At 71.4% G+C, this 23,369-nt stretch carries 17 protein-coding genes; 10 read left to right on the forward strand and 7 right to left on the reverse strand.

Going from position 1 to position 23,369, the window contains the following annotated elements; genetic code table 11:
- Nucleotides 1–30 precede the first annotated feature (30 nt).
- A complete protein-coding gene (locus OG241_RS45530) occupies nucleotides 31–1,218 on the reverse strand; it encodes a saccharopine dehydrogenase family protein (protein WP_405824424.1) in 1,188 nt (395 codons plus the stop codon).
- 206 nt (nucleotides 1,219–1,424) lie between these two features.
- Here OG241_RS45530 and OG241_RS45535 point away from each other — a divergent pair, with 206 nt between their 5' ends.
- The 3 genes from OG241_RS45535 to OG241_RS45545 all read left to right on the forward strand — a co-directional run bounded on the left by OG241_RS45535 (nucleotide 1,425) and on the right by OG241_RS45545 (nucleotide 6,126).
- A complete protein-coding gene (locus tag OG241_RS45535) occupies nucleotides 1,425–2,561 on the forward strand; it encodes a CaiB/BaiF CoA transferase family protein (protein ID WP_405824426.1) in 1,137 nt (378 codons plus the stop codon).
- A 45-nt stretch (nucleotides 2,562–2,606) separates the two neighbouring features.
- Entirely contained in the window at nucleotides 2,607–3,821 is a 1,215-nt protein-coding gene (locus tag OG241_RS45540) for an acetyl-CoA C-acetyltransferase (protein ID WP_405824428.1), read from the forward strand.
- A 121-nt stretch (nucleotides 3,822–3,942) separates the two neighbouring features.
- A complete protein-coding gene (locus OG241_RS45545) occupies nucleotides 3,943–6,126 on the forward strand; it encodes a 3-hydroxyacyl-CoA dehydrogenase NAD-binding domain-containing protein (RefSeq protein WP_405824430.1) in 2,184 nt (727 codons plus the stop codon).
- A 252-nt stretch (nucleotides 6,127–6,378) separates the two neighbouring features.
- On the opposite strand, the gene OG241_RS45550 is transcribed toward OG241_RS45545, so the two are convergent.
- Nucleotides 6,379–7,851, reverse strand: a complete 1,473-nt coding sequence (locus OG241_RS45550) for a M1 family metallopeptidase (RefSeq protein ID WP_405824432.1) — start codon at nucleotides 7,849–7,851, stop codon at nucleotides 6,379–6,381.
- Between the two features lie 239 nt (nucleotides 7,852–8,090).
- Here OG241_RS45550 and OG241_RS45555 point away from each other — a divergent pair, with 239 nt between their 5' ends.
- Both OG241_RS45555 and OG241_RS45560 read left to right on the forward strand, forming a co-directional pair.
- Nucleotides 8,091–10,043: a Xaa-Pro dipeptidyl-peptidase gene (locus OG241_RS45555; RefSeq protein WP_405824434.1), complete on the forward strand. Its 1,953-nt coding sequence runs from the start codon at nucleotides 8,091–8,093 to the stop codon at nucleotides 10,041–10,043.
- On the forward strand, nucleotides 10,040–11,329 hold the full coding sequence (locus tag OG241_RS45560; protein WP_405824436.1) for a M14 family metallocarboxypeptidase: 1,290 nt from the start codon (nucleotides 10,040–10,042) through the stop codon (nucleotides 11,327–11,329). The genes OG241_RS45555 and OG241_RS45560 overlap by 4 nt, the downstream gene beginning before the upstream one ends.
- Before the next feature lie 390 nt (nucleotides 11,330–11,719).
- Here OG241_RS45560 and OG241_RS45565 read toward each other — a convergent pair whose 3' ends face one another.
- Complete coding sequence (locus tag OG241_RS45565) at nucleotides 11,720–12,640, reverse strand: FAD-dependent oxidoreductase (protein ID WP_405826792.1); 921 nt, start codon at nucleotides 12,638–12,640, stop codon at nucleotides 11,720–11,722.
- 90 nt (nucleotides 12,641–12,730) lie between these two features.
- Between OG241_RS45565 and OG241_RS45570 the strand changes: the two genes are divergently transcribed.
- Both OG241_RS45570 and OG241_RS45575 read left to right on the forward strand, forming a co-directional pair.
- Nucleotides 12,731–13,783, forward strand: a complete 1,053-nt coding sequence (locus OG241_RS45570; protein WP_405824438.1) for an oxidoreductase — start codon at nucleotides 12,731–12,733, stop codon at nucleotides 13,781–13,783.
- A 48-nt stretch (nucleotides 13,784–13,831) separates the two neighbouring features.
- Nucleotides 13,832–15,475, forward strand: a complete 1,644-nt coding sequence (locus tag OG241_RS45575) for an ABC-F family ATP-binding cassette domain-containing protein (RefSeq protein ID WP_405824440.1) — start codon at nucleotides 13,832–13,834, stop codon at nucleotides 15,473–15,475.
- A 232-nt stretch (nucleotides 15,476–15,707) separates the two neighbouring features.
- On the opposite strand, the gene OG241_RS45580 is transcribed toward OG241_RS45575, so the two are convergent.
- Complete coding sequence (locus tag OG241_RS45580) at nucleotides 15,708–18,083, reverse strand: Tex family protein (protein WP_405824442.1); 2,376 nt, start codon at nucleotides 18,081–18,083, stop codon at nucleotides 15,708–15,710.
- A 184-nt stretch (nucleotides 18,084–18,267) separates the two neighbouring features.
- Between OG241_RS45580 and OG241_RS45585 the strand changes: the two genes are divergently transcribed.
- Nucleotides 18,268–19,227 carry a GlxA family transcriptional regulator gene (locus tag OG241_RS45585; RefSeq protein ID WP_405824444.1) on the forward strand — a complete coding sequence of 320 codons (960 nt, stop codon included), beginning with the start codon at nucleotides 18,268–18,270 and terminating at the stop codon, nucleotides 19,225–19,227.
- A gap of 29 nt (nucleotides 19,228–19,256) precedes the next feature.
- Nucleotides 19,257–19,892: a DJ-1/PfpI family protein gene (locus OG241_RS45590; RefSeq protein ID WP_405824446.1), complete on the forward strand. Its 636-nt coding sequence runs from the start codon at nucleotides 19,257–19,259 to the stop codon at nucleotides 19,890–19,892.
- On the opposite strand, the gene OG241_RS45595 is transcribed toward OG241_RS45590, so the two are convergent.
- Nucleotides 19,879–20,643 carry an enoyl-CoA hydratase/isomerase family protein gene (locus OG241_RS45595; RefSeq protein WP_405824448.1) on the reverse strand — a complete coding sequence of 255 codons (765 nt, stop codon included), beginning with the start codon at nucleotides 20,641–20,643 and terminating at the stop codon, nucleotides 19,879–19,881. The genes OG241_RS45590 and OG241_RS45595 overlap by 14 nt on opposite strands.
- 243 nt (nucleotides 20,644–20,886) lie before the next feature.
- On the opposite strand from OG241_RS45595, the gene OG241_RS45600 reads away from it, so the two are divergent.
- A complete protein-coding gene (locus OG241_RS45600) occupies nucleotides 20,887–21,402 on the forward strand; it encodes an ATP-binding protein (protein ID WP_405826794.1) in 516 nt (171 codons plus the stop codon).
- Nucleotides 21,403–21,411: 9 nt separating this feature from the next.
- On the opposite strand, the gene idi is transcribed toward OG241_RS45600, so the two are convergent.
- Both idi and OG241_RS45610 read right to left on the reverse strand, forming a co-directional pair.
- Nucleotides 21,412–22,008, reverse strand: coding sequence for an isopentenyl-diphosphate Delta-isomerase (idi, locus tag OG241_RS45605; RefSeq protein WP_405824450.1), 597 nt, complete (start codon nucleotides 22,006–22,008; stop codon nucleotides 21,412–21,414).
- A 231-nt stretch (nucleotides 22,009–22,239) separates the two neighbouring features.
- Nucleotides 22,240–23,178, reverse strand: coding sequence for a cation diffusion facilitator family transporter (locus OG241_RS45610; RefSeq protein ID WP_006383714.1), 939 nt, complete (start codon nucleotides 23,176–23,178; stop codon nucleotides 22,240–22,242).
- Between the last annotated feature and the right edge of the window lie 191 nt (nucleotides 23,179–23,369).

Genomic DNA, 23,369 nt, shown 5'->3' on the forward strand with positions numbered 1-23,369 from the left:
GGGCGTGCCGAGCCTGCCGGGGACCCGGGGTCACCTGGCGGCCGCGACCCGGAACGTGATCCCCGCCTTGCGCAGGCGTTCGATCAGCGCGTCGCCCATCGCCACGGCGGTGGTGACCTGCCCGGCCGTCTCCGGGAGGTCGTCGAAGGCCAGGGAGAGCGCCGACTCGGCGAACATCTTCGCCGTCTCGTCGTAGCCGGGGTCGCCGCCCGCGACCTCCGTGAACACCCGCTGTCCGCCGCCCTCGCCCACGAACCGCACGGAGAACCAGCTCTTCGCCCGCCGCTGCGCGCTCGGCCCGTCACCCGGCTGCAGTCGCCCCGACAGCCAGCGCCGCGCGGGCGGCACCTGGGCCGCCGCGAACACCGCGCCGACGGCGGCGACCCCGCCCACCGCGAAGGGCAGCCGCCGTACCGCCGCGTAATGGCGGTAACGGAAATCGGGGCCGTAGCGTTCCAGCGCACGTGCCGAACGCACCACGACCTGCGGGTCGATGGTGGGCAGCGGCAACGCCCAGGCATCGACCTCCCCGGCGAACCGGGGCGCACCCGCGGGGGCGGTCGCCCGGCGGCCCAGCAACCGCGGCTCATGGCGCCGCCGGTCGCGTGCGGCGGCCAGCATCCGGGGTCCCCGGGAGAACTGGTTGAGTGCCGAGGCGAAGGTACCGCCCGAGAACATCGCGTCGGAGCGCACGAAGCCGTCCACGGTCAGTGGCACCCCCTCGGGCAGCTGGGCCACGGTGAAGTACGCGCCCAGGTCGTGGGGGATCGAGTCGAATCCGCAGGCGTGCACCAGTCGGGCGCCGGTCTCCCGCGCGCGCGTGTCGTGCCGGACGTACATCAGGTCGACGAACTCGGGCTCACCGCTGAGGTCGAGGTAGTCGGTGCCGGCGTCCGCGCAGGCGGCGACGAGTTCCTCGCCGTACGTCAGATAGGGGCCCACCGTCGTGGCCAGCACGCGCGTGTGCCCCGCGAGGGCGCGCAGCGAGTCCGGGTCGGACACGTCCGCCCGCAGCACCCCGATCTCGGCCGCCCCGCCCACGCCCGCGAGGCGCTCGCGCAGCCGCTCCAGCTTGTCCGTGCTGCGGCCGGCGACCGCCCAGCGCAGACCCTCGGGCGCGTGCGCGGCGAGGTATTCGGCGGTGAGTGTGCCGACGAAGCCCGTGGCTCCGAACAGCACGATGTCGTACGGACGTTCCACCCTGCTCGACCTGCTCATGACACCCCTCATCGCGCGTCCCACGCCGTTGTCGGTGGTCGAGGCTAGCGTGAGGGGGAGTGGAGTCTCGCGGCCGGGCGGTGTCCGGAACGGGCTGCTTGGCCAAGCGCTTGCTTAATCTCTGCCCGGCAAAGCCTTGTGCGGAGTGGAACGCGTTCCTAGCATCGCGAGTGTCGCATCGGTTGGGTCACGGGAACGGGGGCGCGATGTCAGTGGCGGGGACGGCGGGAAGCGGTCCGCTCACCGGAGTGCGCGTGGTCGAGCTGGCGGGCATCGGGCCCGGACCGTTCGCCGCGATGCTCCTCGCCGACCTGGGCGCCGACGTGGTCCGGGTGGACCGCCCGGGCGGTACCGGACTCGCCATCGACCCCGAGTACGACGTCACCAACCGCAACAAACGGTCGGTGATCGTCGACCTCAAGGCAGCCGACGGCCCCTCCCGGGTCCTCGACCTGGCCGCCCGCGCCGACATCCTGGTCGAGGGCTACCGCCCCGGCGTCGCCGAGCGCCTCGGTATCGGCCCCGGGAGCTGTCACGCCCGCAACCCGAGGCTCGTCTACGGCCGGATGACGGGCTGGGGCCAGGAAGGACCGCTGGCCCGCCGCGCCGGGCACGACATCGCCTACCTCGCCCCGACGGGCATTCTCGGCATGATCGGCAGGCCTCAGGAACCGCCGCCCGTCCCGGCCAACCTCCTCGGTGACTTCGCGGGCGGCTCCCTCTACCTCGTCGTCGGTGTGCTCGCCGCCCTCCACCACGCGCGCGCGACGGGTGTCGGCCAGGTCGTGGACGCCGCGATCGTCGACGGTGCCGCCCACCTCGCCACGATGATCCACGGCATGCTCGCGGCGGGCGGCTGGCAGGACCGGCGCGCCGCCAACCTCCTCGACGGGGGCTGCCCGTACTACGGGACGTACGAGACCGCCGACGGCCGCTACATGGCGGTCGGCGCGCTGGAACCGCAGTTCTACGAGGAGTTCCTCGATCTGCTCGGCCTCCCGGAACACGCCGCCGCCCGCAAGGACATCACCCGCTGGAACGACCTGCGCGAGGCCGTCACCGCCCGTTTCGCCACCCGTACGAGGGACGAGTGGACGGCCGTCTTCGAGGGTTCCGACGCCTGTGTGGCGCCCGTCCTCACCCTGCGCGAGGCCCCGCACCACCCGCACCTGGCCGCCCGCGGCACCTTCACCGACCACGGCGGCATCACCCAGCCCGCCCCCGCGCCCCGTTTCTCCGTGAGCCACACGTCGATCCACAGCGGCCCGGCCCGGCCGGGCGCCGACACGGCCGACGTGGCGCGCGACTGGGACGTGCCCCGACTCCTGAAGGATGGTGGCTGACCTCGGTCGCCGCCCGCTCGCCCACCCTCCCCGAAAGGTCCACCAGTGAGCACCGAAGCGTACGTGTACGACGCGATCCGCACCCCGCGCGGACGCGGCAAGGCGAACGGATCCCTGCACGGCACCAAGCCCGTCGACCTCGTCGTCGGCCTCATCCACGAGATCAGGAACCGTTTCCCGGACCTCGACCCGGCCGCGATCGACGACGTCGTGCTCGGTGTCGTCGGACCGGTCGGCGACCAGGGCTCCGACATCGCGCGGGTCGCCGCGGTCGTCGCCGGGCTGCCCGACACCGTGGCCGGCGTCCAGGAGAACCGCTTCTGTGCGTCGGGTCTGGAGGCCGTCAACATGGCCGCCGCCAAGGTGCGTTCGGGCTGGGAGGACCTCGTCCTCGCGGGCGGCGTCGAATCGATGTCACGGGTGCCGATGGCCTCGGACGGCGGCGCCTGGTTCAACGACCCGATGACCAACCTCGCCGTCAACTTCGTGCCGCAGGGCATCGGCGCCGACCTCATCGCCACCATCGAGGGCTTCTCACGGCGCGACGTCGACGAGTACGCGGCCCTCTCCCAGGAGCGCGCCGCGACGGCGACGAAGGAGGGTCGCTTCGAGCGGTCCCTCGTCCCGGTGAAGGACAGGAACGGCCTGGTCGTCCTCGACCACGACGAACACCTGCGCCCCGGCACCACGGCCGACTCCCTGGCCCGGCTGAAGCCGTCGTTCGCGGACATCGGCGACCTGGGCGGCTTCGACGCCGTGGCGCTCCAGACGTACCACTGGGTCGAGAAGATCGACCATGTCCACCACGCGGGCAACTCCTCCGGCATCGTCGACGGAGCCTCGCTGGTCGCCATCGGCTCCAAGGAGGTCGGCGAGCGCTACGGGCTGCGTCCGCGCGCGCGGATCGTCTCCGCCGCGGTCTCCGGCTCCGAGCCCACCATCATGCTCACCGGCCCGGCGCCCGCCACCCGCAAGGCGCTCGCCAAGGCCGGGCTGACCATCGACGACATCGACCTCGTCGAGATCAACGAGGCGTTCGCAGCCGTCGTCCTGCGCTTCGCACGCGACATGGGCCTGTCCCTCGACAAGATCAACGTCAATGGCGGAGCCATCGCGCTCGGCCACCCGCTGGGCGCCACCGGCGCGATGATCCTCGGCACACTCGTGGACGAACTGGAGCGCCAGGACAAGCGGTACGGCCTCGCCACGCTGTGCGTGGGCGGCGGGATGGGCATCGCGACGATCGTCGAGCGGCTCTGACCTCCCGGCGGAATCAGCAGAGTCGGCCGAACCGGGTGAGTCGGCCGAATCGGGCGAGTCGTTGACCGCCCCGGCTTCGACGGCACCAAGAGACTTCTGAGCTTCTACGGAGATCCCCGTCATGACACAGAGCACCACCATCCGCTGGGAACAGGACCGCACCGGTCTCGTCACCCTCGTCCTCGACGACCCGAACCAGTCCGCGAACACCATGAACCAGGCGTTCCGCGACTCACTCGCGGTGGTCACCGACCGCCTGGAGGCCGAGAAGGACACCATCCGCGGCATCATCCTCACCTCCGCCAAGAAGACGTTCTTCGCCGGCGGCGACCTGCGCGACCTGATCCGGGTCACCCCCGAAACGGCCCAGGAGCTGTTCGAGGCCGGCCTCGCCATCAAGCGCGACCTGCGCCGCATCGAGACCCTGGGCAAGCCGGTGGTCGCGGCGATGAACGGCGCGGCCCTGGGCGGCGGTTACGAGCTCGCGCTGGCCTGCCACCACCGGGTCGCACTCGACGCGCCGGGTACGAAGATCGGCTGCCCCGAGGTCACCCTCGGTCTGCTCCCCGGAGGCGGCGGGGTCGTCCGTACGGTACGTCTGCTGGGCATCGCCGACGCGCTGCTGAAGGTGCTCCTCCAGGGCACCCAGTACAGCCCTCAGCGCGCCTTGAAGAACGGCCTGATCGACGAAGTGGCCGCCACCCAGGACGAGTTGATGGCCAAGGCCGTCGCCTTCATCGACGCCAACCCCGAGTCGCAGCAGCCGTGGGACAAGCCCGGCCACCGCATTCCGGGCGGCACCCCGGCCAACCCCAGGTTCGCGGCGAACCTGCCCGCCTTCCCCGCCAACCTGCGCAAGCAGACGAACGGCGCGCCCTACCCCGCTCCGCGCGCCATCCTCGCGGCGGCCGTCGAGGGCGCCCAGGTCGACTTCGAGACCGCGCAGGTCATCGAGGCCCGCTACTTCGTGGAGCTGGCCGCCGGACAGACGTCGAAGAACATGATCCAGGCGTTCTTCTTCGACCTCCAGGCCGTCAACTCGGGCGCGAACCGCCCCAAGGGCGTCGAGCCGCGTCCGGTTCGCAGGGTGGCGGTCCTCGGCGCGGGGATGATGGGCGCGGGCATCGCGTACTCGTGCGCCCGCGCGGGCATCGACGTCGTCCTCAAGGACGTGTCGGCCGAAGCGGCGGCCCGGGGGAAGAACTACTCCGAGAAGCTGTGCGCGAAGGCCGTCTCCAGGGGACGTACGACCCAGGAGAAGGCGGACGCGCTGCTTGCGCGCATCACGCCGACCGCGGATCCGCAGGACGTGGCCGGCTGCGACGCGGTCATCGAGGCGGTCTTCGAGGACCCGGCCCTGAAGCACAAGGTGTTCCAGGAGATCCAGCACCTCGTCGAACCGGACGCCCTGCTGTGCTCCAACACCTCGACGCTGCCCATCTCCGCCCTCGCCGAAGGCGTCGAACGCCAGGCAGACTTCGTCGGACTGCACTTCTTCTCGCCGGTCGACAAGATGCCGCTCGTCGAGATCATCAAGGGCGAGCGGACGGGGGACGAGGCGCTGGCGCGGGCCTTCGACCTGGTCCGCCAGATCAGGAAGACCCCGATCGTCGTCAACGACTCGCGCGGCTTCTTCACCTCACGGGTGATCGGGCACTTCATCAACGAGGGCGTGGCGATGGTCGGCGAGGGCATCGAGCCCGCGTCGATCGAACAGGCGGCGGCGCAGGCCGGTTACCCCGCGAAGGTGCTGTCCCTGATGGACGAACTGACGCTGACGCTGCCGCGCAGGATCCGGGCGGAGTCCAGGCGGGCGGTGGAAGAGGCCGGCGGTACGTGGACGACGCACCCCGCGGAGGCGGTGATCGACCGCATGGTGGACGAGTTCGGCCGCACCGGGCGGAGCGGCGGCGGGGGCTTCTACGAGTACGGGGAGGACGGCAAGCGGGCCGGGCTGTGGCCGGGCCTGCGGGAGCACTTCACGCGTCAGGGCGCGGAGAGTGCGCGGATCCCCTTCAAGGACATGCAGGAACGCATGCTGTTCTCGGAGGCGCTGGACACGGTGAGGCTGCTGGAGGAGGGCGTGCTGACGTCGGTCGCCGACGCCAACATCGGCTCGATCTTCGGGATCGGGTTCCCGGGGTGGACGGGGGGTGTCCTGCAGTACGTCAATGGCTACGAGGGCGGCCTGCCGGGCTTCGTGGCGCGGGCGCGTGAGCTGGCGGAGCGGTACGGGGAGCGGTTTGCTCCGCCGGCGCTGCTGGTGGAGAAGGCGGCGAAGGGGGAGGGGTTCGGGGACGGGTAGGTTTCCCGGCCCCGGTGCCTGGGGGCTGCCGCCCCCAGACCCCCGCATCGGCCCTGAAGGGGCCTTGTCCTCAAGCTCCCCCAGAGGGGGGACCCCCAGACGGGCTGGATATGCGGGCCGGCGCTGGAAGGGCTGTGGGGGTGGGGAGACCGTTGGAGGCCGGCCTGGCGCTGGGAAGTTCGACGGTGCCCAGTAGTCGGGCCGGAAACGGGTGGGTGGGAAACACGGCCCGGGCTGCGGGGACGCCCACTCTCACCCGGCGTGCACGGAATTGGTCGCCGCGATCTCCCTCCACGACTTCGGCGGCACCGGAACCGCCGACGCCCGCACCGCCGGCGCACCCGGCTTCGACGCCTGGAACAGCCAGGTGTCGAACAGCGCCCCCAGCGACTCCCCGGACACCTGCTCGGCGTACGCCTGGAAGTCCGCGACGGACGCGTTGCCGTACGCGAACCGCGTGGGCCACCCCTTCAGGACCGCGAAGAAGTCGGCGTCGCCGATCTCGTTGCGCAGTGCCTGAAGGGCCAGCGCGCCCCGGTCGTAGACGGCCAGGTCGAACTGGTTCTCGGGTCCGGGGTCGCCCGGCTTCACGGTCCAGAACGGGTCGTCGGCCGGGTGGACGGCGTACACGTAGTCGGCGAGTTCCTGTGCCGTGCCCTCGTCCTCGTGCTCGGACCACAGCCACTGGGCGTACCGCGCGAACCCCTCGTTGATCCAGATGTCCTTCCAGCCGGCGACGGACACCTCGTCGCCGTACCACTGGTGGGCCAGCTCATGGACGACGACGGAGACGTTCGTGCCGTTCGCGAACTGGCGGGGGCTGTAGAAGGGGCGCGTCTGCGTCTCCAGCGCGTAGCCGGTGTTCGTGTTCGGGACGTACCCGCCGAGCGCGTTGAAGGGGTAGGGGCCGAAGTACCCCGCCAGCCAGTCGGCGACCTCCCCGGTCCGCTCGACACTCGCCCGCGCGGCCCCGTAGTTGTCGCCCAGGTCCTTGCTGTAGGCGTTGATCACCGGGATGCCGCTCTCGGTCGTGCCGGTCGTGAGGTCGAACCTCCCGACCGCGAGTGTGGCGAGATACGTGGCCTGCGGCTTGTTGGAGCGCCAGTTGTAGCGGGTCCAGCCGAGGCGTGAACTCGTCGACTGGAGTGTGCCGTTGGAGATCGCCTGCGAGCCGTCCGGGACGAGCACCGAGATGTCGTACGTGGCCTTGTCGAGCGGGTGGTCGTTGCTCGGGAACCACCACCACGCGGACTCGGGCTCATTGGCCCCGACGCCGCCGTCCGGGGTGCGATGCCAACTGGTGAAGCCGTAGGCCTGCTTCGACGAGGGCACTCCGCTGTACCGCACGACGACGGTGACCGCCGTGCCCTTGGCCAGGGGAGTGCGCGGAGTGATCTCCAGTTCGTGCTCGCCGGAGGTGGCGAAGGCCGCCTGAGCGCCGTTGACACGGACCTCGCTGACGTCCAGCAGGAAGTCCAGGTCGAACCGTGACAGATCCTGAGTCGTGGTCGCGAGGAGGGTCGCCGTACCCTCCAACTCGTCCGTCGCCGGCTGGTACTTGAGCCGCAGGTCGTAGTGCGAGACGTCGTATCCGCCGTTGCCGTACGCCGGGTAGTAGGGGTCGCCGATGCCCGGCGCCCCAGGGACGTAGCTCGCGGCCGACGCGGGGATCGCGAGCAGCAGGGAGGCGGTGAGGGCGCCGGGGGCGATGAGTCTGCGGTGCACGAGAGCTCCAAGTCGTAGAGACAGTCGTAGTCGTGGGGGAAGGCGAAGCTGTCCCGAGCCTATTCATTCGCTGTGCCCCCACGCGTGTCCATGGTCACCGGTGTCACACGATCGCCATTCGGCCGCCACGAACCACCCTCCGCACAGGCGATTTACAGCCACCCCATGGCCCCTTCACACCCTCGCGCCCCTCAGCTGCCCTCTTCTGTACGGGAGTTGACCGAGGTACCGTCCGGCGCATGCCGATACGCACGCGCCTCACGGCCTGGAGAACGCTCGCCACGGCGGCCACCGTCGCCCTCACGGCCGCCCTGCTCACCCCGGCCGTCGCACACAGCGCCCCACGGGAGAGCAGACCCGTCTACTCCTACGACAACGCGATCCGCGAGGCCGTCTGGGTGGACACCGGACTCGACGGTGACAGCGACGGGAAGACCGACCGGGTGGCCGTCGACATCGTCCGGCCGCGCGAACCCGCCGCGCAGGGCCGCAAAATACCCGTGATCATGGACGCCAGCCCCTACTACTCCTGCTGCGGACGCGGCAACGAGAGCCAGCGCAAGACCTACGACGCGAGCGGCAACGTTGTCCAGATGCCGCTGTTCTACGACAACTACTTCGTGCCCCGCGGCTACGCCTTCGTCGGCGTGGACCTGGCCGGAACCAATCGCTCCGACGGCTGTGTCGACGTCGGCGGACGCTCCGACGTCCAGTCCGCGAAGGCCGTCGTCGACTGGCTGAACGGCCGCGCCAAGGGCTACACCAGCCGCACGGGCACCAGCCGCGCCAAGGCGTCCTGGACCAACGGCAGAACGGGCATGATCGGCAAGAGCTACGACGGCACGATCGCCAACGGTGTCGCCGCCACCGGGGTCAAGGGCCTGAAGACGGTCGTCCCGATCAGCGCCATCTCCTCCTGGTACGACTACTACTTCGCCCAGGGCGCCCCCCTCTACGACTCCGGCCCCGACTGGCTGTCCGACTACGTGGAGAGCCCCGCCGCCCGCGCCAAGTGCGCCGCCGTGCAGCAGAAGATCGTCGACGGGGCTCCGCGTACCGGCGACCTGACCTCCTTCTGGACCGAGCGCGACTACGCGAAGGACGCCCGGAAGGTCAGGGCCAGCGTCTTCGTCGTCCACGGTCAGCAGGACCTCAACGTCCGCCCCAAGCACTTCGGTCAGTGGTGGGACGCCCTCGCGAAGCACGGCGTCGAGCGCAAGATCTGGCTCTCCCAGACCGGCCACGTCGACCCCTTCGACTTCCGCCGCGCCTCCTGGGTCGACACCCTGCACCGCTGGTTCGACCACGAACTCCTCGGCTACGACAACGGCATCGACCGTGAGCCCATGGCCGACATCGAACGCCACCCCGACCAGTGGGTCACCTCGACCACCTGGCCGCCCCGCTCCACGCAAACAGTGAGCCTGCGCCCCGGCACCGGCGCACAGCCCGGCGTCGGCACCCTGGGCCTGCGGGGGCAGTCCGGCACGGCGACGTTCACCGACGACCCGAGCCTGAGCGAGACCGACTGGTCCGCGCAGATCGACAGCCCGACACCCGGCAAGGCCGGCTTCATCACCAAGCCCCTCACCAAGGGCCTGCGCGTGTCCGGCTCGTCCACGGTGACCGTGACGGCCACCCCGAGCACCACCACGGCCCACCTCACCGCCGTCCTGGTCGACCTCGGCCCCGACACCATCCGGGACTACGCCGACGGCGCCGAGGGCATCACCACGCTCACCGACCGCACCTGCTGGGGCCCGAGCACCACCGGCGACAGCTCCTGCTTCCGCTCGACGCAGGCCAAGACGACGGCCGTCGACTACACGATCTTCAGCCGAGGCTGGGCCGACCTGGGCAACCACGCCTCCGCCACCAAGGGCGTCCCGCTCACCCCGGGCAAGCCCTACACGATCACCCTCGCCCTGCACGCCGGCGACCACGTGATCCCGGCGGGCCACCGCCTCGCCCTGATCGTCGCGGGCACGGACAAGGACCTCATCGACCCCCCGTCGACCACCCCGACCCTGACGCTCGACCTGTCCCGTACGACGGCCAGGGTCCCGCTCGTCGGCGGTGCGGGCGCGTTCGCGCGGGCCACGGCGGGCGCCGTCGCGGCCACCCCGGGCGCGTCCCTCCTGGACGGTGTCCGCGACCCGCGTGCCGCCCGCCGGATACCGGGGGCCGTATGAAACCGCGCCTGACCGCGGTGCTCGCCGCTGCCCTCGCCGCGCCCCTGCTGTCGGCTCCCGCCTACGCGGCCGAGGGCCCAAGCGGGCCTCCACGCACGGGATTCGAGCAGACGAACGGCGCCCGCTGGACCAGTCAGCCCGAGGAACAGGACTTCCTGGCGGCCGTCGACCGGGGGAGCGCCCGTGTGACGCTCACCCGCATCGGCACCACCCAGCAGAACCGCCCGCTGCAACTCGTACGCGTCGGCGAACGCCCCACCACCCGCGCTGTGCTGCTCATCTGCAGCCAGCACGGCGACGAGCCGTCCGGCCGCGAGGCCTGTCTCACCACGATCCGTGACCTGGCGTACGCGAAGGACGCGCGGACAAAGGCGTTCCTGTCGCACACCACCCTGCTCGTCGTCCCCACCGCCAACCCCGACGGGCGGGCCGCCGACACCCGGGGCAACAGCGACGGCGTCGACATCAACCGCGACCATCTGGCCCTGCGGACGGCGGAGGCGCGGGCGATGGCGGCGGTACTGCGCGACCGCAAGCCCGACGTCGTCTACGACCTGCACGAATACGGGGCCACACCCCCGTACTACGACAAGGACCTGTTCGACCTCTGGCCGCGCAACCTCAACACCGACGCGGCCGTGCACAACGAGGCACAGACCCTGTCGCAGACGTACGTACGGCCGGCCGCCCGGAGCGCCGGGTTCACGACCGGCACGTACGGCATCTGGACCGACCCCGTCACCGGCGACCCGATCCGGCAGGTCGCCGGGGACGGTCAGGAGCGCATCCTGCGGAACATGTCCGGGGTGAAGCACTCGGTCGGGCTGCTGATCGAGAGCCGGGTCGAGCCGCTGACGGCAGGAACCCCGGAGCCGGACAACAACCGGCGCCGGGTGAACTCCCAACTCGCCGCACTGAAGGGGCTGTTCAGCTTCGCCGGAGAGCGGGGCCGACAGGTCGACGCGGCCACCGGCGCCGCGCGGCTGGCCGGGTACCGGGACACCGGGCCGGTCTACCTCGGCGGCGCCGACAACGACCCCGCCGAACCCGCCGAGGTGATCGAGAACCCGGCATGCGGCTACCGGCTCACCGGCGACCAGTACGCGGAGGTGGCCGACGAACTGGCGCTGCACGGAGTGCGGGTACGGCGAACCACCGACGTGGACGGGACAGGGGCCGGGGCCTACGTTCCCCTGCGCCAGTCGCTGCGCGCCCTCGTACCGCTGCTGCTCGACGAACGGGCGCCGTACCACCTGACGGCGGGGGAGCCGGTCACGGCCTGCTGAACAGGCCGGGCCGACCGGCCCCGCCCCCCTGTCGGTCGGGCGGTCGTGATCGAAGCCGGGCGCGCCCTGCGCCCCGTCAGGGGCGCGGGGAACCGCGCGACCAGCCCCCACCGGCCCGCGGCGAACGAACTGTCCGACCGACGCAGCGCCTAGGACCTGTCCGGCCGATCAAGTCGCGGGAAAACGACGGTGCCTGTTCAGCGCCGGTGAGCGGGGTGTGGTGCGTGCAGCTGCAAGGCGGAGGAAGGCGTCGACGCGATGGGGGTCCCCCCGGTCGAGCGCAGTCGAGACTGGGGGAGTCGGCAACTGACGACAACGCGGCTGGGGGTCCCCCCTCCGGGGGAGTGCGTGCCACACCCCGCGTCCGCGGCATGATCGGCCGGACAGGTCCTAGCCCCCGCCAAGCCGCGCAGCGTCCTCCGCGCACCCCCACGCGACCGTGACGCCGGCGCCGCCGTGCCCGTAGTTGTGCACCAACACCTGCCCACCCGGCAGAAGTTCACGGTCCAGACGCACCGAGTCGCGGGTGGGTCGCAGCCCGACGCGATGGCCGAGCACCCGTGCCCCGGCGATCTCCGGCCGTACCTCCGCACAGCGCCGCACGATCTCCTCCGCCACCGCCGGATCGGGCACGAGTGACCACTCGTCCTCCTCGGCCGTGCCACCCAGGATCAGCCCGCCCGGCTGCGGAAAGAAGTACGTGGTCTTCGCGTCGGCGTGCCCCGCCGCCGTGAACCACGTGGTGATCCCCGGGTTCTCCACGACGACCAATTGCCCCCGCACGGGACGCACCGCCGGATCGGGCACCAGCTCGCGCGCACCGATCCCCGTGCAGTTGACGACCGCATCCACCGCGTCGGACTCGACGGCTTCGGCAAGATCCCTGACGGATCGTTCCTCCACGACCCCGCCCGCCGCGAGGAACCGCTCCCGCAGCCACCCCAGATGGACCGGCATGTCGATCAACGGCAGCCGCGCCCGAAGACCTTCAGCCGTCTCCCGCAACTCCGGTACCCGAGCCGCCCACGGCCCCAGCTCGTCCAGCCGCAACCCGGCCTGTACACCCTCGACCATGCGTACGCCCGTCGCGCCGGGCCGCTTCGCCAACTCCTCGTACACGGACAGCGACGCGAGCGCCCACTCCCCGGCCGACGCCTCCGGCTCGATCCGGTACGGCCACCACAGCGCACCCGCAACCGCCGAGGTCGTCAGCTCGGCGGGCTCCCGCGTCCAGACCCGGACCCGCCTGCCGCGCTCGGCCAGCACCACCGCCGTCGTCAGGCCGATGACCCCGCCACCGACCACGATCACTTCACCACTCTGTCGCGTCTCCACGCGGGGACCGTAGCGGAATATGTCATGCCGTGCTCAGATCGGTCCCGGTCTGGGGATACTCACAGCATGTCTGCCGAGTATGCGACCTTCGGCCTGGCACCGGCGATACGTGCCGGTGGAGTCCTGGCCAACGGTGACTACCAGGTCCACCGGGACTTCCTCGACTTCATCGTCGACGGGCGCCCCCTCCTCCACCAGCTCTCCGACCTCGACGCGGTCTCCCCGCTCGCCTCCGACGTCCCGCCCGCGATCTTCACCGCGCAGGTCCGCAGTCTGCTCCTGGAGGCCGACGCACCCCTGGCGGGCGGCCGGTACATCATCTACGGCTGTCCCGAGTGCGCCGACCTGGCGTGCGGCGCCGTGACGGCGGCCATCGAGCGGGACGGCGACGACTACGTGTGGCGCGACTTCGCCTGGCAGACGGACACCCACGCCGACCTGGAGTTCAACGGCTACCACGGCATCGGGCCCTTCCGTTTCCCGGGCGCCGGATACCGGGACACCCTCGGTTCCCTCCTCGACACCGCGGGAGCCGCCGAGGCGGTGGGCTCCGTCGACTCCGCTCCGGCCCGTCGACGGGTCCTGCTGATCGGCGCCCGGGTCGCGGTGCTCGCCAAGCTCGCCGCCGCGCTGCGCACCATCGGCATCGGCGCGGACATCACCCGGGACGCCACGGACGTCCCCGCCGACGAACTGCGCGGCTACGGCGCCGTCGCCTTCGGCCGCGCGATCGACGAGGAGGAACGCGCCGCCGTACGCCGTTCCTTCGAACGTGCGGGCGTCGAAGTGGCGTACGTCGACGGTCTCGCCCCGATCGTCCCGCTCCTCGTCGCCCAGATCGAGCACGCCCTGGACCGCAGCCCGCCGGTGCAGCGCCGGCTCACCCGCCTGGTCGCCGCCGCCGGCGAGGCGGGCATAGAGGTCACCTCCACCTGCCGCGTCCATCTCACCGCGTACCGGCTGGACCGTCTGTCCCGCACCCATGAACTGGAGGTCTTCGACGGCATCCTCGAACCCGGCCGGCACCGCATCCCGCTGGAGGCGAGGGCGGTGAAGGGGGAGTCGTTCATCGTGGCGCGTACGTCGGGAACCGTGCTGGTGGAGCCGGTGGCCCGGTGAAATCCCGGACGCGGGGCACTGTGGACGGCAGCTAGGATCGGCGTTCTGATGACTGCCACCCTCGTCGCCAAGAACCTCGCCGCCGGCCACGGCGACCGCTCCCTCTTCGCCGGGCTCGACCTCGTCGTCGCGCCCGGAGACGTGATCGGGCTCGTCGGTGCCAACGGCGCGGGCAAGTCCACCCTGCTCAGGATGCTGGCCGGGCTGCTGCCGCCCGAGGAGGGCGAACTGCGCCTCTCCCCGCCGAGCGCGAGCGTGGGCCATCTCCCGCAGGAGCCGGAGCGCCGGGAGGGCGAGACCGTCCGCGATTTCCTGGCCCGCCGCACCGGCGTGGCCGAGGCGCAGCGTGTGATGGACGAGGCGACGCAGGCGCTCGTGGACGGAGCGCCGGGCGCGGACGACGCGTACTCGGTGAGCCTGGAACGCTGGCTCGACCTCGGCGGCGCCGACCTGGACGAGCGGGCGGAGGAGGTCGCCGGCTCCCTCGCCCTGACTGTGGACCTGGACCAGCCGATGACGTCCCTGTCGGGCGGCCAGGCGGCGAGGGCGGGCCTCGCCTCCCTGCTCCTGTCCCGCTACGACGTCTTCCTCCTCGACGAGCCGACGAACGACCTGGACCTCGACGGCCTAGAACGCCTGGAGCGCTTCGTCAAGGGCCTGCGCGCCGGCACGCTCGTCGTCAGCCACGACCGCGAGTTCCTCACCCGCACGGTCACCAAGGTCCTCGAACTGGATCTCGCCCAGCAGCAGATCAAGCTGTACGGCGGCGGCTACGCGGCCTATCTCGAAGAGCGGGACGTCGCGCGCAGGCACGCCCGCGACGACTTCGAGGAGTACGCCGACAAACGCTCCGCGCTCCAGGACCGGGCCCAGATGCAGCGCGGGTGGATGGACAAGGGCGTGAAGAACGCCCGGCGCAAGGCGAACAACGACAACGACAAGATCGGCCGCAAGTTCCGCAGCGAGGCCAGTGAGAAGCAGGCGGCGAAGGCCCGCCAGACGCAGCGCATGATCGAGCGCCTCGATGTGGTCGAGGAACCGCGCAAGGAGTGGGAACTGCGCATGGAGATCGCGGCGGCGCCGCGATCCGGCTCGGTGGTCGCGACCCTCCGGGACGCGGAGGTGCGCCGCGCGGGCTTCACCCTTGGCCCGGTGACCGTACAGATCGACTGGGCGGACCGCATCGCGGTCACGGGCGCGAACGGCGCCGGCAAGTCAACGTTCCTGGCCGCGCTGCTGGGCCGGATCCCGCTGGACGAGGGGCACGCCACGCTCGGCTCGGGTGTGGTGGTCGGTGAGGTGGACCAGGCCCGCAAGCTCTTCCACGGCCCCGAGGCGCTGCTGGACGCGTTCTGCGAGGCGGTACCCGACACGGAACCTGCGGAGGTCCGCACGCTCCTGGCCAAGTTCGGCCTGAAGGCGGAGCACGTGCTACGACCGGCGGCGACCCTGTCCCCGGGCGAGCGCACCCGTTCCGCCCTGGCGCTGCTCCAGGGCCGGGGCGTGAACCTCCTGGTCCTGGACGAGCCGACCAACCACCTCGACCTCCCGGCCATCGAACAACTGGAACAGGCCCTCGACTCCTACGAGGGCACGCTGCTCCTGGTGACCCACGACCGCAGAATGCTGGACGCGGTACGGGTTACGCGGAGCTTCGAGGTGGCGGACGGCAAGGTGTCGGAGCTGGGGTAGCAGGCAGGGCTGCGGCCCAGTGGGGGCTGGCCGCGCAGTTCCCCGCGCCCCTGGGAGGGCGCTCCGCGCCCGTCCAACCCGTCCAACCCGCCCAGCCTGCGGGCATGCGTGCCGCTGGGGGCGCCACGGGTGGGCGCAGGCGGCACCCCGTCAGCGCCGGGCTGCGCGACCCCGCCCGCCGTCAGCACCAGCACCGGGTGCCCTCACAGCAGGGGGCACCCGGCACCAGAACTCACCGCCGCTTGGGATCCACCAGCCCCGCCTTCCGCAGCGCATCCGCCATCGCACTGTTCCCCGGCGCGGGCGCCGCCTGCCGAGCCGCTCCACTCCCTTGGCCCTGACCCTGCCGCTGCCGGGGCTGAGGCGGCCGTCCCCCACGCTGAGGCCGCCCCCCGCCCGTCTGCTGCTGCCCCTCGCCGGAGGCCACCGCCTCGTCGTCCAGCCGCAGCGTCAGTGAGATCCGCTTCCGGGGAATGTCGACGTCGAGCACCTTCACCTTGACGATGTCACCGGACTTCACGACGTCGTGCGGGTCCTTGACGAACGTCTTCGAGATCGCCGACACATGCACCAGTCCGTCCTGGTGGACGCCGACATCCACGAACGCCCCGAACGCCGCCACGTTCGTGACCACACCCTCCAGCACCATCCCGGAGGCCAGGTCGCCGATCTTCTCGACCCCCTCCTTGAACGTGGCCGTCGCGAAGGCGGGCCGCGGGTCGCGCCCGGGCTTCTCCAGCTCGCGCAGAATGTCCGTCACCGTCGGCAGACCGAACTTCTCGTCGACGAAGTCGTCGGGCCGCAGCGACCGCAGCACCGCCGTGTTCCCGACCAGCGAAGTTACCGCGCCCCCCGCCGACTTCACCATCCGCCGCACCACCGGATACGCCTCCGGGTGCACACTGGACGCGTCCAGCGGATCGTCCCCGCCCCGGATCCGCAGGAAGCCCGCACACTGCTCGTACGCCTTCGGCCCGAGCCGCGCGACACTCTTCAGCTGGGACCGTGACGTGAACGGCCCGTTCGCGTCACGGTGCGCCACGATGTTCTCCGCGAGCCCGGAGGAGATGCCGGAGACCCGGGAGAGCAGCGGCGTGGACGCCGTGTTGACGTCGACACCGACACCGTTCACACAGTCCTCGACCACCGCGTCCAGCGACCGCGACAGCTTCACCTCGGACAGGTCGTGCTGGTACTGCCCCACCCCGATCGACTTCGGGTCGATCTTCACCAGCTCGGCCAGCGGGTCCTGCAGCCGCCGGGCGATCGACACCGCCCCGCGCAGCGACACATCCATGCCCGGCAGCTCCTGCGAGGCGAACGCCGACGCCGAGTACACCGAGGCGCCCGCCTCGGACACCATCACCTTGGTGAGCTTCAACTCCGGGTGCTTGGCGATGAGTTCACCGGCGAGCTTGTCCGTCTCACGGGACGCCGTACCGTTGCCGATGGCGATCAGGTCGACCGAGTGCTCCTTGGCGAGCCGGGCCAGTTTGGCCAGCGCCTCGTCCCACTTGTTCGCCGGTACGTGCGGATAGATCACGTCCGTGGCGACAGCCTTGCCCGTCGCGTCCACCACGGCCACCTTGACGCCCGTCCGGAAACCGGGGTCCAGCCCCAGCGTCGAGCGCGTGCCGGCCGGGGCGGCAAGCAGCAGGTCGCGCAGGTTCGCCGCGAACACGTTGACCGCCTCGTCCTCGGCGACCGTACGCAGCCGAAGGCGCACGTCGATGCCGAGGTGCACCAGGATCCGGGTCCGCCAGGCCCAACGCACCGTTTCCTTGAGCCACTTGTCGCCGGGACGGCCGCGCTCGGCGATCCCGAACCGGTGGGCGATGATCCCCTCGTACGAGGAAGGACCCTCCGTCGGCTCCTCCGGCTCCAGGACCAGGTCGAGCACGTCCTCCTTCTCGCCGCGCAGCATCGCGAGAATGCGGTGCGAGGGCAGGGCGGTGAAGGGCTCGGCGAAGTCGAAGTAGTCGGCGAACTTGGCGCCCGCCTCCTCCTTGCCCTCCTTGACCTTGGCCGCCAGCCGCCCGCGCACCCACATGCGCTCACGCACCTCACCGATCAGGTCGGCGTCCTCGGAGAACCGCTCGGTGAGGATCGAGCGCGCGCCGTCCAGCGCGGCCTGCGGATCGGCGACGCCCTTGTCGGCGTCGACAAAGGCCGCGGCCGCGGCGAGCGGATCCACGGACGGGTCCCCGAGCAGCCCCTCGGCCAGCGGTTCGAGGCCCGCCTCGCGCGCGATCTGGGCCTTCGTCCGCCGCTTCGGCTTGAACGGCAGGTAGATGTCCTCCAGGCGCGCCTTCGTCTCGGCGCCGCGGATCTGCGCCTCGACCTCGGGCGTCAGCTTGCCCTGCTCGCGCACCGACTCGAGGATCGCGGCCCGCCGCTCCTCCAGCTCCCGCAGATAGCGCAGCCGCTCCTCCAACGTGCGCAGCTGCGCATCGTCGAGCATCTCGGTCGCTTCCTTGCGGTAGCGGGCGATGAAGGGCACCGTCGACCCGCCGTCGAGCAACTCGACGGCGGCCCGCACCTGCCGCTCCCGTACGCCGAGTTCCTCGGCGATCCTGCCTTCGATGGACCCTACGAGGGGTGTCGTCACGATCCCGTACCGCCTTCTCCACTGAGGTTGCGCGGCAATTGTGGCAGGTGGCACCGACATCCGGGGAGCAGGGCGCCACACACCCCACCGCTCACCGGCCATCGGGCCGCCTCACACCGGGGATGGCAGGAAAGGTGGGGAACTTGTCCTTGCAGCCATCCGGGCACCCGTCAAGAATCGGGGCATGGCGCAGCGAACCGTCCTCGTCGTCCTCTTCGACGGCGTCCAGAGCCTCGATGTCACCGGCCTTGTCGAGGTGCTCGCACAGGCCTCCACCCGGCACCCGGGCAGCTATCGCATCCATACGGCCTCACTGACCGGAGCGCCGACACGCACCTCCAGCGGCCTCACCGTCGTACCGGACGGGCCGCTCGCCGACGCACCCGAACCGCACACCCTCCTGGTCCCGGGCGGCCCCGGCTCCCGCGCCGCCGACCCGCGCCTGGTCGACTGGCTTCGCGAGCACGGGCCGCGCCCCGAACGGCTGGTGAGCGTCTGCACGGGAGCGATCCTGCTGGCCGCCGCCGGTCTCCTGGACGGGCTGCGCGCGACCACCCACTGGGCGTACTGCGACAGACTCGCCCGCGACCATCCGGCCGTCGAGGTCGACCCTGAGCCCATCTACGTGCGCGACGGCCGGGTGATGACGTCCGCCGGTGTCACCGCCGGGATCGATCTCGCCCTCGCACTCGTGGAGGAGGACCTCGGCCGCGACACCGCGCTGGCCGTCGCCCGCCATCTGGTCGTCTTTCTGCGCCGACCGGGAAACCAGGCCCAGTTCAGCGCCCAGCTCACCGTACAGACCGCCCGGCGGGAGCCGCTGCGCGAGGTCCAGCACTGGATATCCGAACACCCGGACGACGATCTGAGCGTCGAGTCCCTCGCCGCCCGCGCCCGTCTCTCACCCCGCCACTTCGCCCGAGCCTTCCGCACCGAGACCGGCATGACCCCCGGCCGGTTCGTCGACCGGGTCCACCTCGAACACGCCCGGCGACTCCTGGAGGACACCTCCGACGGCGTCGAGAGGATCTCGCGCGCCAGCGGCTACGGCACCCCGGAGGCCATGCGCCGCGCCTTCGTCAGAAGCCTCGGCACGGCCCCGGCGGAGTACCGGCGCCGCTTCCACCCCGCACCCACCGGCTGACCCGCACGCACCGCACCGAAAGGCCCGCCTTGCAGATCGCCCTGCTGCTCTTCGCCCGCTTCACCGCCCTGGACGTCGTCGGCCCGTACGAGATCCTCAGCCGGCTCCCGGACGCGGAGACCGTCTTTGTCGCCGAGGCGGCCGGGCCCGTCCGCAACGACGACGGCACCCTCGCGCTCACCGCCGACCGCGCCCTGGCCGACGTGACGCATCCCGACATCGTGGTCGTTCCCGGCGGGCCGGGGCAGTCCGCGCAGATGGAGAACGAGGCGCTGTTCGGCTGGTTGCGTGCCGTCGACACCACCAGCACCTGGACGACCTCCGTGTGCACCGGCTCGCTGCTCCTGGCCGGAGCCGGCCTGCTCGCCGGGCGCCGCGCGACCTCGCACTGGCTGGCCCTGGACGAACTCCGGCAGTACGGCGCCGAACCCACGGGGGAGCGGGTCGTGACCGACGGCAAGTACGTCACCTCGGCCGGGGTCTCCTCCGGCATCGACATGGCCCTCACTCTGACCGGTCGGATCGCGGGCGACGAGCACGCCCGGACCGTACAGCTCGCGACGGAGTACGACCCGCAGCCGCCCTACGACGCCGGCGCCCCGCACAAGGCACCCGCCCGCCTGGTCGAACTCCTGCGCTCCCGCAGCCGGTTCACCGTGCGGTAGGCGACGTCGACCCCGTCCAGGAGAAGTCCGCGGGACGGCGCTCCAGGAACGCGGCGACCCCCTCTGCTGCCTCGGCGCTCTCCCGCGCCTGCTCGGCCCAGTACGCGTCCCGGTCGGTGCGGCCGGCCGTGAACTCCTTCGCCGCCGCCTGGGTGAGCCGCGAGCGTGAGGTGAGGATGCGGGCGAACTCCGTGACCCGCTTGTCGAGTTCACCCGTGGGCAGCACCTCGTCGAGGAACCCGGTGCGCAACGCGCGCTCCGAGTCGATCAACTCGCCCGAGAACAGCAGGTACTTGGCGGTCGCCGGACCCACCAGGGCCGCCAGGCGCCGGGTGGACGACGCCGGGTAGACGAGACCCAGCTTCGCCGGAGTCACCCCGAACAGCGCGCCCTCCTCCGCGAACCGCAGATCGCAGGCCGCCGCGAGCTGTGCGCCGCCGCCCACACAGTGCCCGCGAATCGACGCGAGGACCGGCTTCGGAAATGCCGCGAGGGCGTCCTCCGCCCGTACGGCCAGCCGCTGCGCCTCCTCCGGCGAACCCTTGAGTGTCGAGATGTCCGCGCCCGCGCAGAACGTCCCGTCCGCTCCCGTGAGCACCAGGACGCGGACGTCCGGGTCGGCGGCCAGGCCGGCGAGCAGCGGCGGCAGCGCGCGCCACATGCCGGCCGTCATGGCGTTGCGCTTGGCCGGGTGGCGGATGACGACGGTGGCGATCCCGTCGGCGGCACTGTGTGTCAGCTGCGGCTCCATGGGCCGGATGGTATCCGCCGGATCCGGGCGCCCTGACGGCGGCGGCAGCAAACCCGTACAACCCGAATAGTTCACGAAGTCGACACCGCATGACCAGGTTCGGTCGTATGCGGGCTCATGGCGTGCTGGATCAGTCGGAAGCGTTCGATACGTGCTGACTTCTGTTCAGTTCACCGGTGGCGACCCTTCGTTACCAACACTCGTCCCGTGGTGACAATCGAGCGCGAGGGCGGCGACCGAACGATGGATGACCATGGGCGCGAGTCCGGCTCACGCCCAGCGGACGACGGTGGGCCGACGGAGGCGGAGCGCAGACCCCCGGACCCGCTTCCCTACGAAGGGGTATGGAGGTTCACCGCGCCCGCCGTCGACGCCTCCGTCCCGCAGGCGCGGCACGCCGTCCGGGACCTGCTGTACCGGCAGGGAGTGCCGGCCGCACCGGACGTGGTGCACGGGCTGCTGCTGATCGTCTCGGAACTGGCGACGAACGCCGTCCGGCACGCGGCGCTCCTCTCCCCGACCCTCGCCGTGGAGGTCGCCGTCGGCGCCGAGTGGGTCCGGGTGTCGGTGGAGGACAACCACCCCTACCGCCCCAGCGCCCTGGAGACCGACCACGGCCGGACCGGCGGTCGCGGGCTGCTTCTGGTCCGTGAGATCACCAGGGAGGCGGGCGGGGTCTGCGACATCGAGCACACGGCGAGCGGCGGCAAGGTCGTCTGGGCGGCCCTGCCGCTCACCCCCGTACAGGTGCGGCCGTAGCCGCGGCCCTCACCAGCCGGCCGACGGACCCGTCAGCTCCCGGACCGCCGGGCGCGCCGCGTCCAGCACCGTCATGAACCAGGCCGAGAACGGGTCCTTCGCATGCCGCTCGGCCAGCTCGGCCGCGGTGACGTAGGCCGTGTCCCCGACCTCCTCCGGATCCGGCGCGAGCGCCGACTGCGCCATGCCGACGAACAGGTGGTTGTACTCCTGCTCCACCAGACCCGACTCCGGGTCGGGGTGGTTGTAGCGGACCGTGCCCGCCTCGGCGAGCAGCGTCGGGGAGATGCCCAACTCCTCGTAAGTCCGCCGTGCCGCCGCCGCGAAGGGCGCCTCGCCCGGGTAGGGGTGGCCGCAGCAGGTGTTGGACCAGACGCCGGGGGAGTGGTACTTGCCCAGCGCACGCTGCTGGAGGAGCAGTCGGCCCTGCTCGTCGAAGAGGAAGACGGAGAACGCCCGGTGCAGCAGGCCTGGTGGCTGGTGGGCGGAGAGCTTCTCGGCGGTGCCGATCGTCGTGCCGTTCTCGTCGACCAGTTCGAGCAAGATCGCTTCTGCTGTGCCGTTCGACGAACTGTTGTGCGTCGCGGTGGCAGGTGTGATCGGCATACCCATCCTTCGCCTCGGTCTTCGAGCCCCAAGTCTGCCGTACGAATCCGGCACTCCCGGCACTTCGCGGCGCCCCCCGCATGCCCGGCGCGAAAGCGGCCCGACGGTGACGTGATTGTCCATCGTGCCCAGTTGCCCGGTCGGGGAACCGCCCGCGAGGGGGGCTCGAAGGAGGGCATGCGGGCGCGCGCCGGACGGCTGTGTTCCGTCGACGGCGCACGTCGGACGGGCTCAGAGGCAGAGTTTCGACTCGTGCTCGGCGTGCCCGCCGGGCTCCAGCTGGAAGGTGCAGTGCTCCACGTCGAAGTGGTCGCCCAGACAGCCCTGGAGCTCGTGCAGCATCTTCTCGTGCCCGATCCCGCTCAGCACCTCCGAACTGACGACCACGTGCGCCGACAGCACCGGCATCCCCGAGGTGATCGTCCAGGCGTGCAGATCGTGTACGTCCTCCACGCCGGGCAGCGCCAGTATGTGGGCCCGCACGTCCGCCATGTCGACGTCCCGGGGCGCCGCCTCCAGGAGCACGTTCAGCGTCTCGCGCAGCAACTTCCAGGTGCGTGGGACGATCATCACACCGATGACGACCGAGGCGATGGGGTCGGCCCGCTGCCAGCCCGTCGCCATGATGACCGCCGCCGAGATCAGCACCGCCACCGAGCCCAGCGCGTCCGCGGCGACCTCCAGGAAGGCGCCCCGCACGTTCAGGCTCTCCTTCTGGCCGCGCATCAGCATCGCCAGCGAGATCATGTTCGCCACCAGGCCGATCAGACCGAAGACGACGGTCACCCCGCCCTCGGTCTCCGCGGGCGTGACGAACCGCTGGATCGCCTCGTACAGGACGTAGCCACCGACGCCGAGCAGCAGCAGACAGTTGGCGAGCGCGGCGAGGATCTCGGCGCGGGCGTACCCGAAGGTGCGGTTGCCGCTCGGCGGGCGGTTCGCGAAGTGGATCGCGAGGAGCGCCATGCCGAGACCCAGCGCGTCCGTCGCCATGTGCGCCGCGTCCGCGATGAGCGCGAGCGAGTCGGCGACGAGCCCGCCGACGATCTCGACGACCATGACGGTGAGCGTGATGGCCAGCGCGAAACGCAGCCGCCCGCGGTACGCCGCTGCCGCCGTACCCGTGGTCGGCGCGCCGTGCGCGTGTCCGTGGTCGTGCCCAGCCCCCATGGAAGCCGCCTCCTGGTGTTCGTGCCGAGCCCCGTCCCGGGATCAGTGAACTACGGGTGGGGGGTATGTGGCAACGCGGCACTGAACACCGTTGTCATGTGCCCTGACCTGCGGAAACGAAACCCTGGTCAAGAGGTGCGGAGACCCTGGCCGCTCGCCGGGCCGACGGTTTGTGCGCGGCGGGTGGGCTC

Source organism: Streptomyces sp. NBC_01390, from assembly GCF_045040105.1.
Classification (GTDB): domain Bacteria; phylum Actinomycetota; class Actinomycetes; order Streptomycetales; family Streptomycetaceae; genus Streptomyces.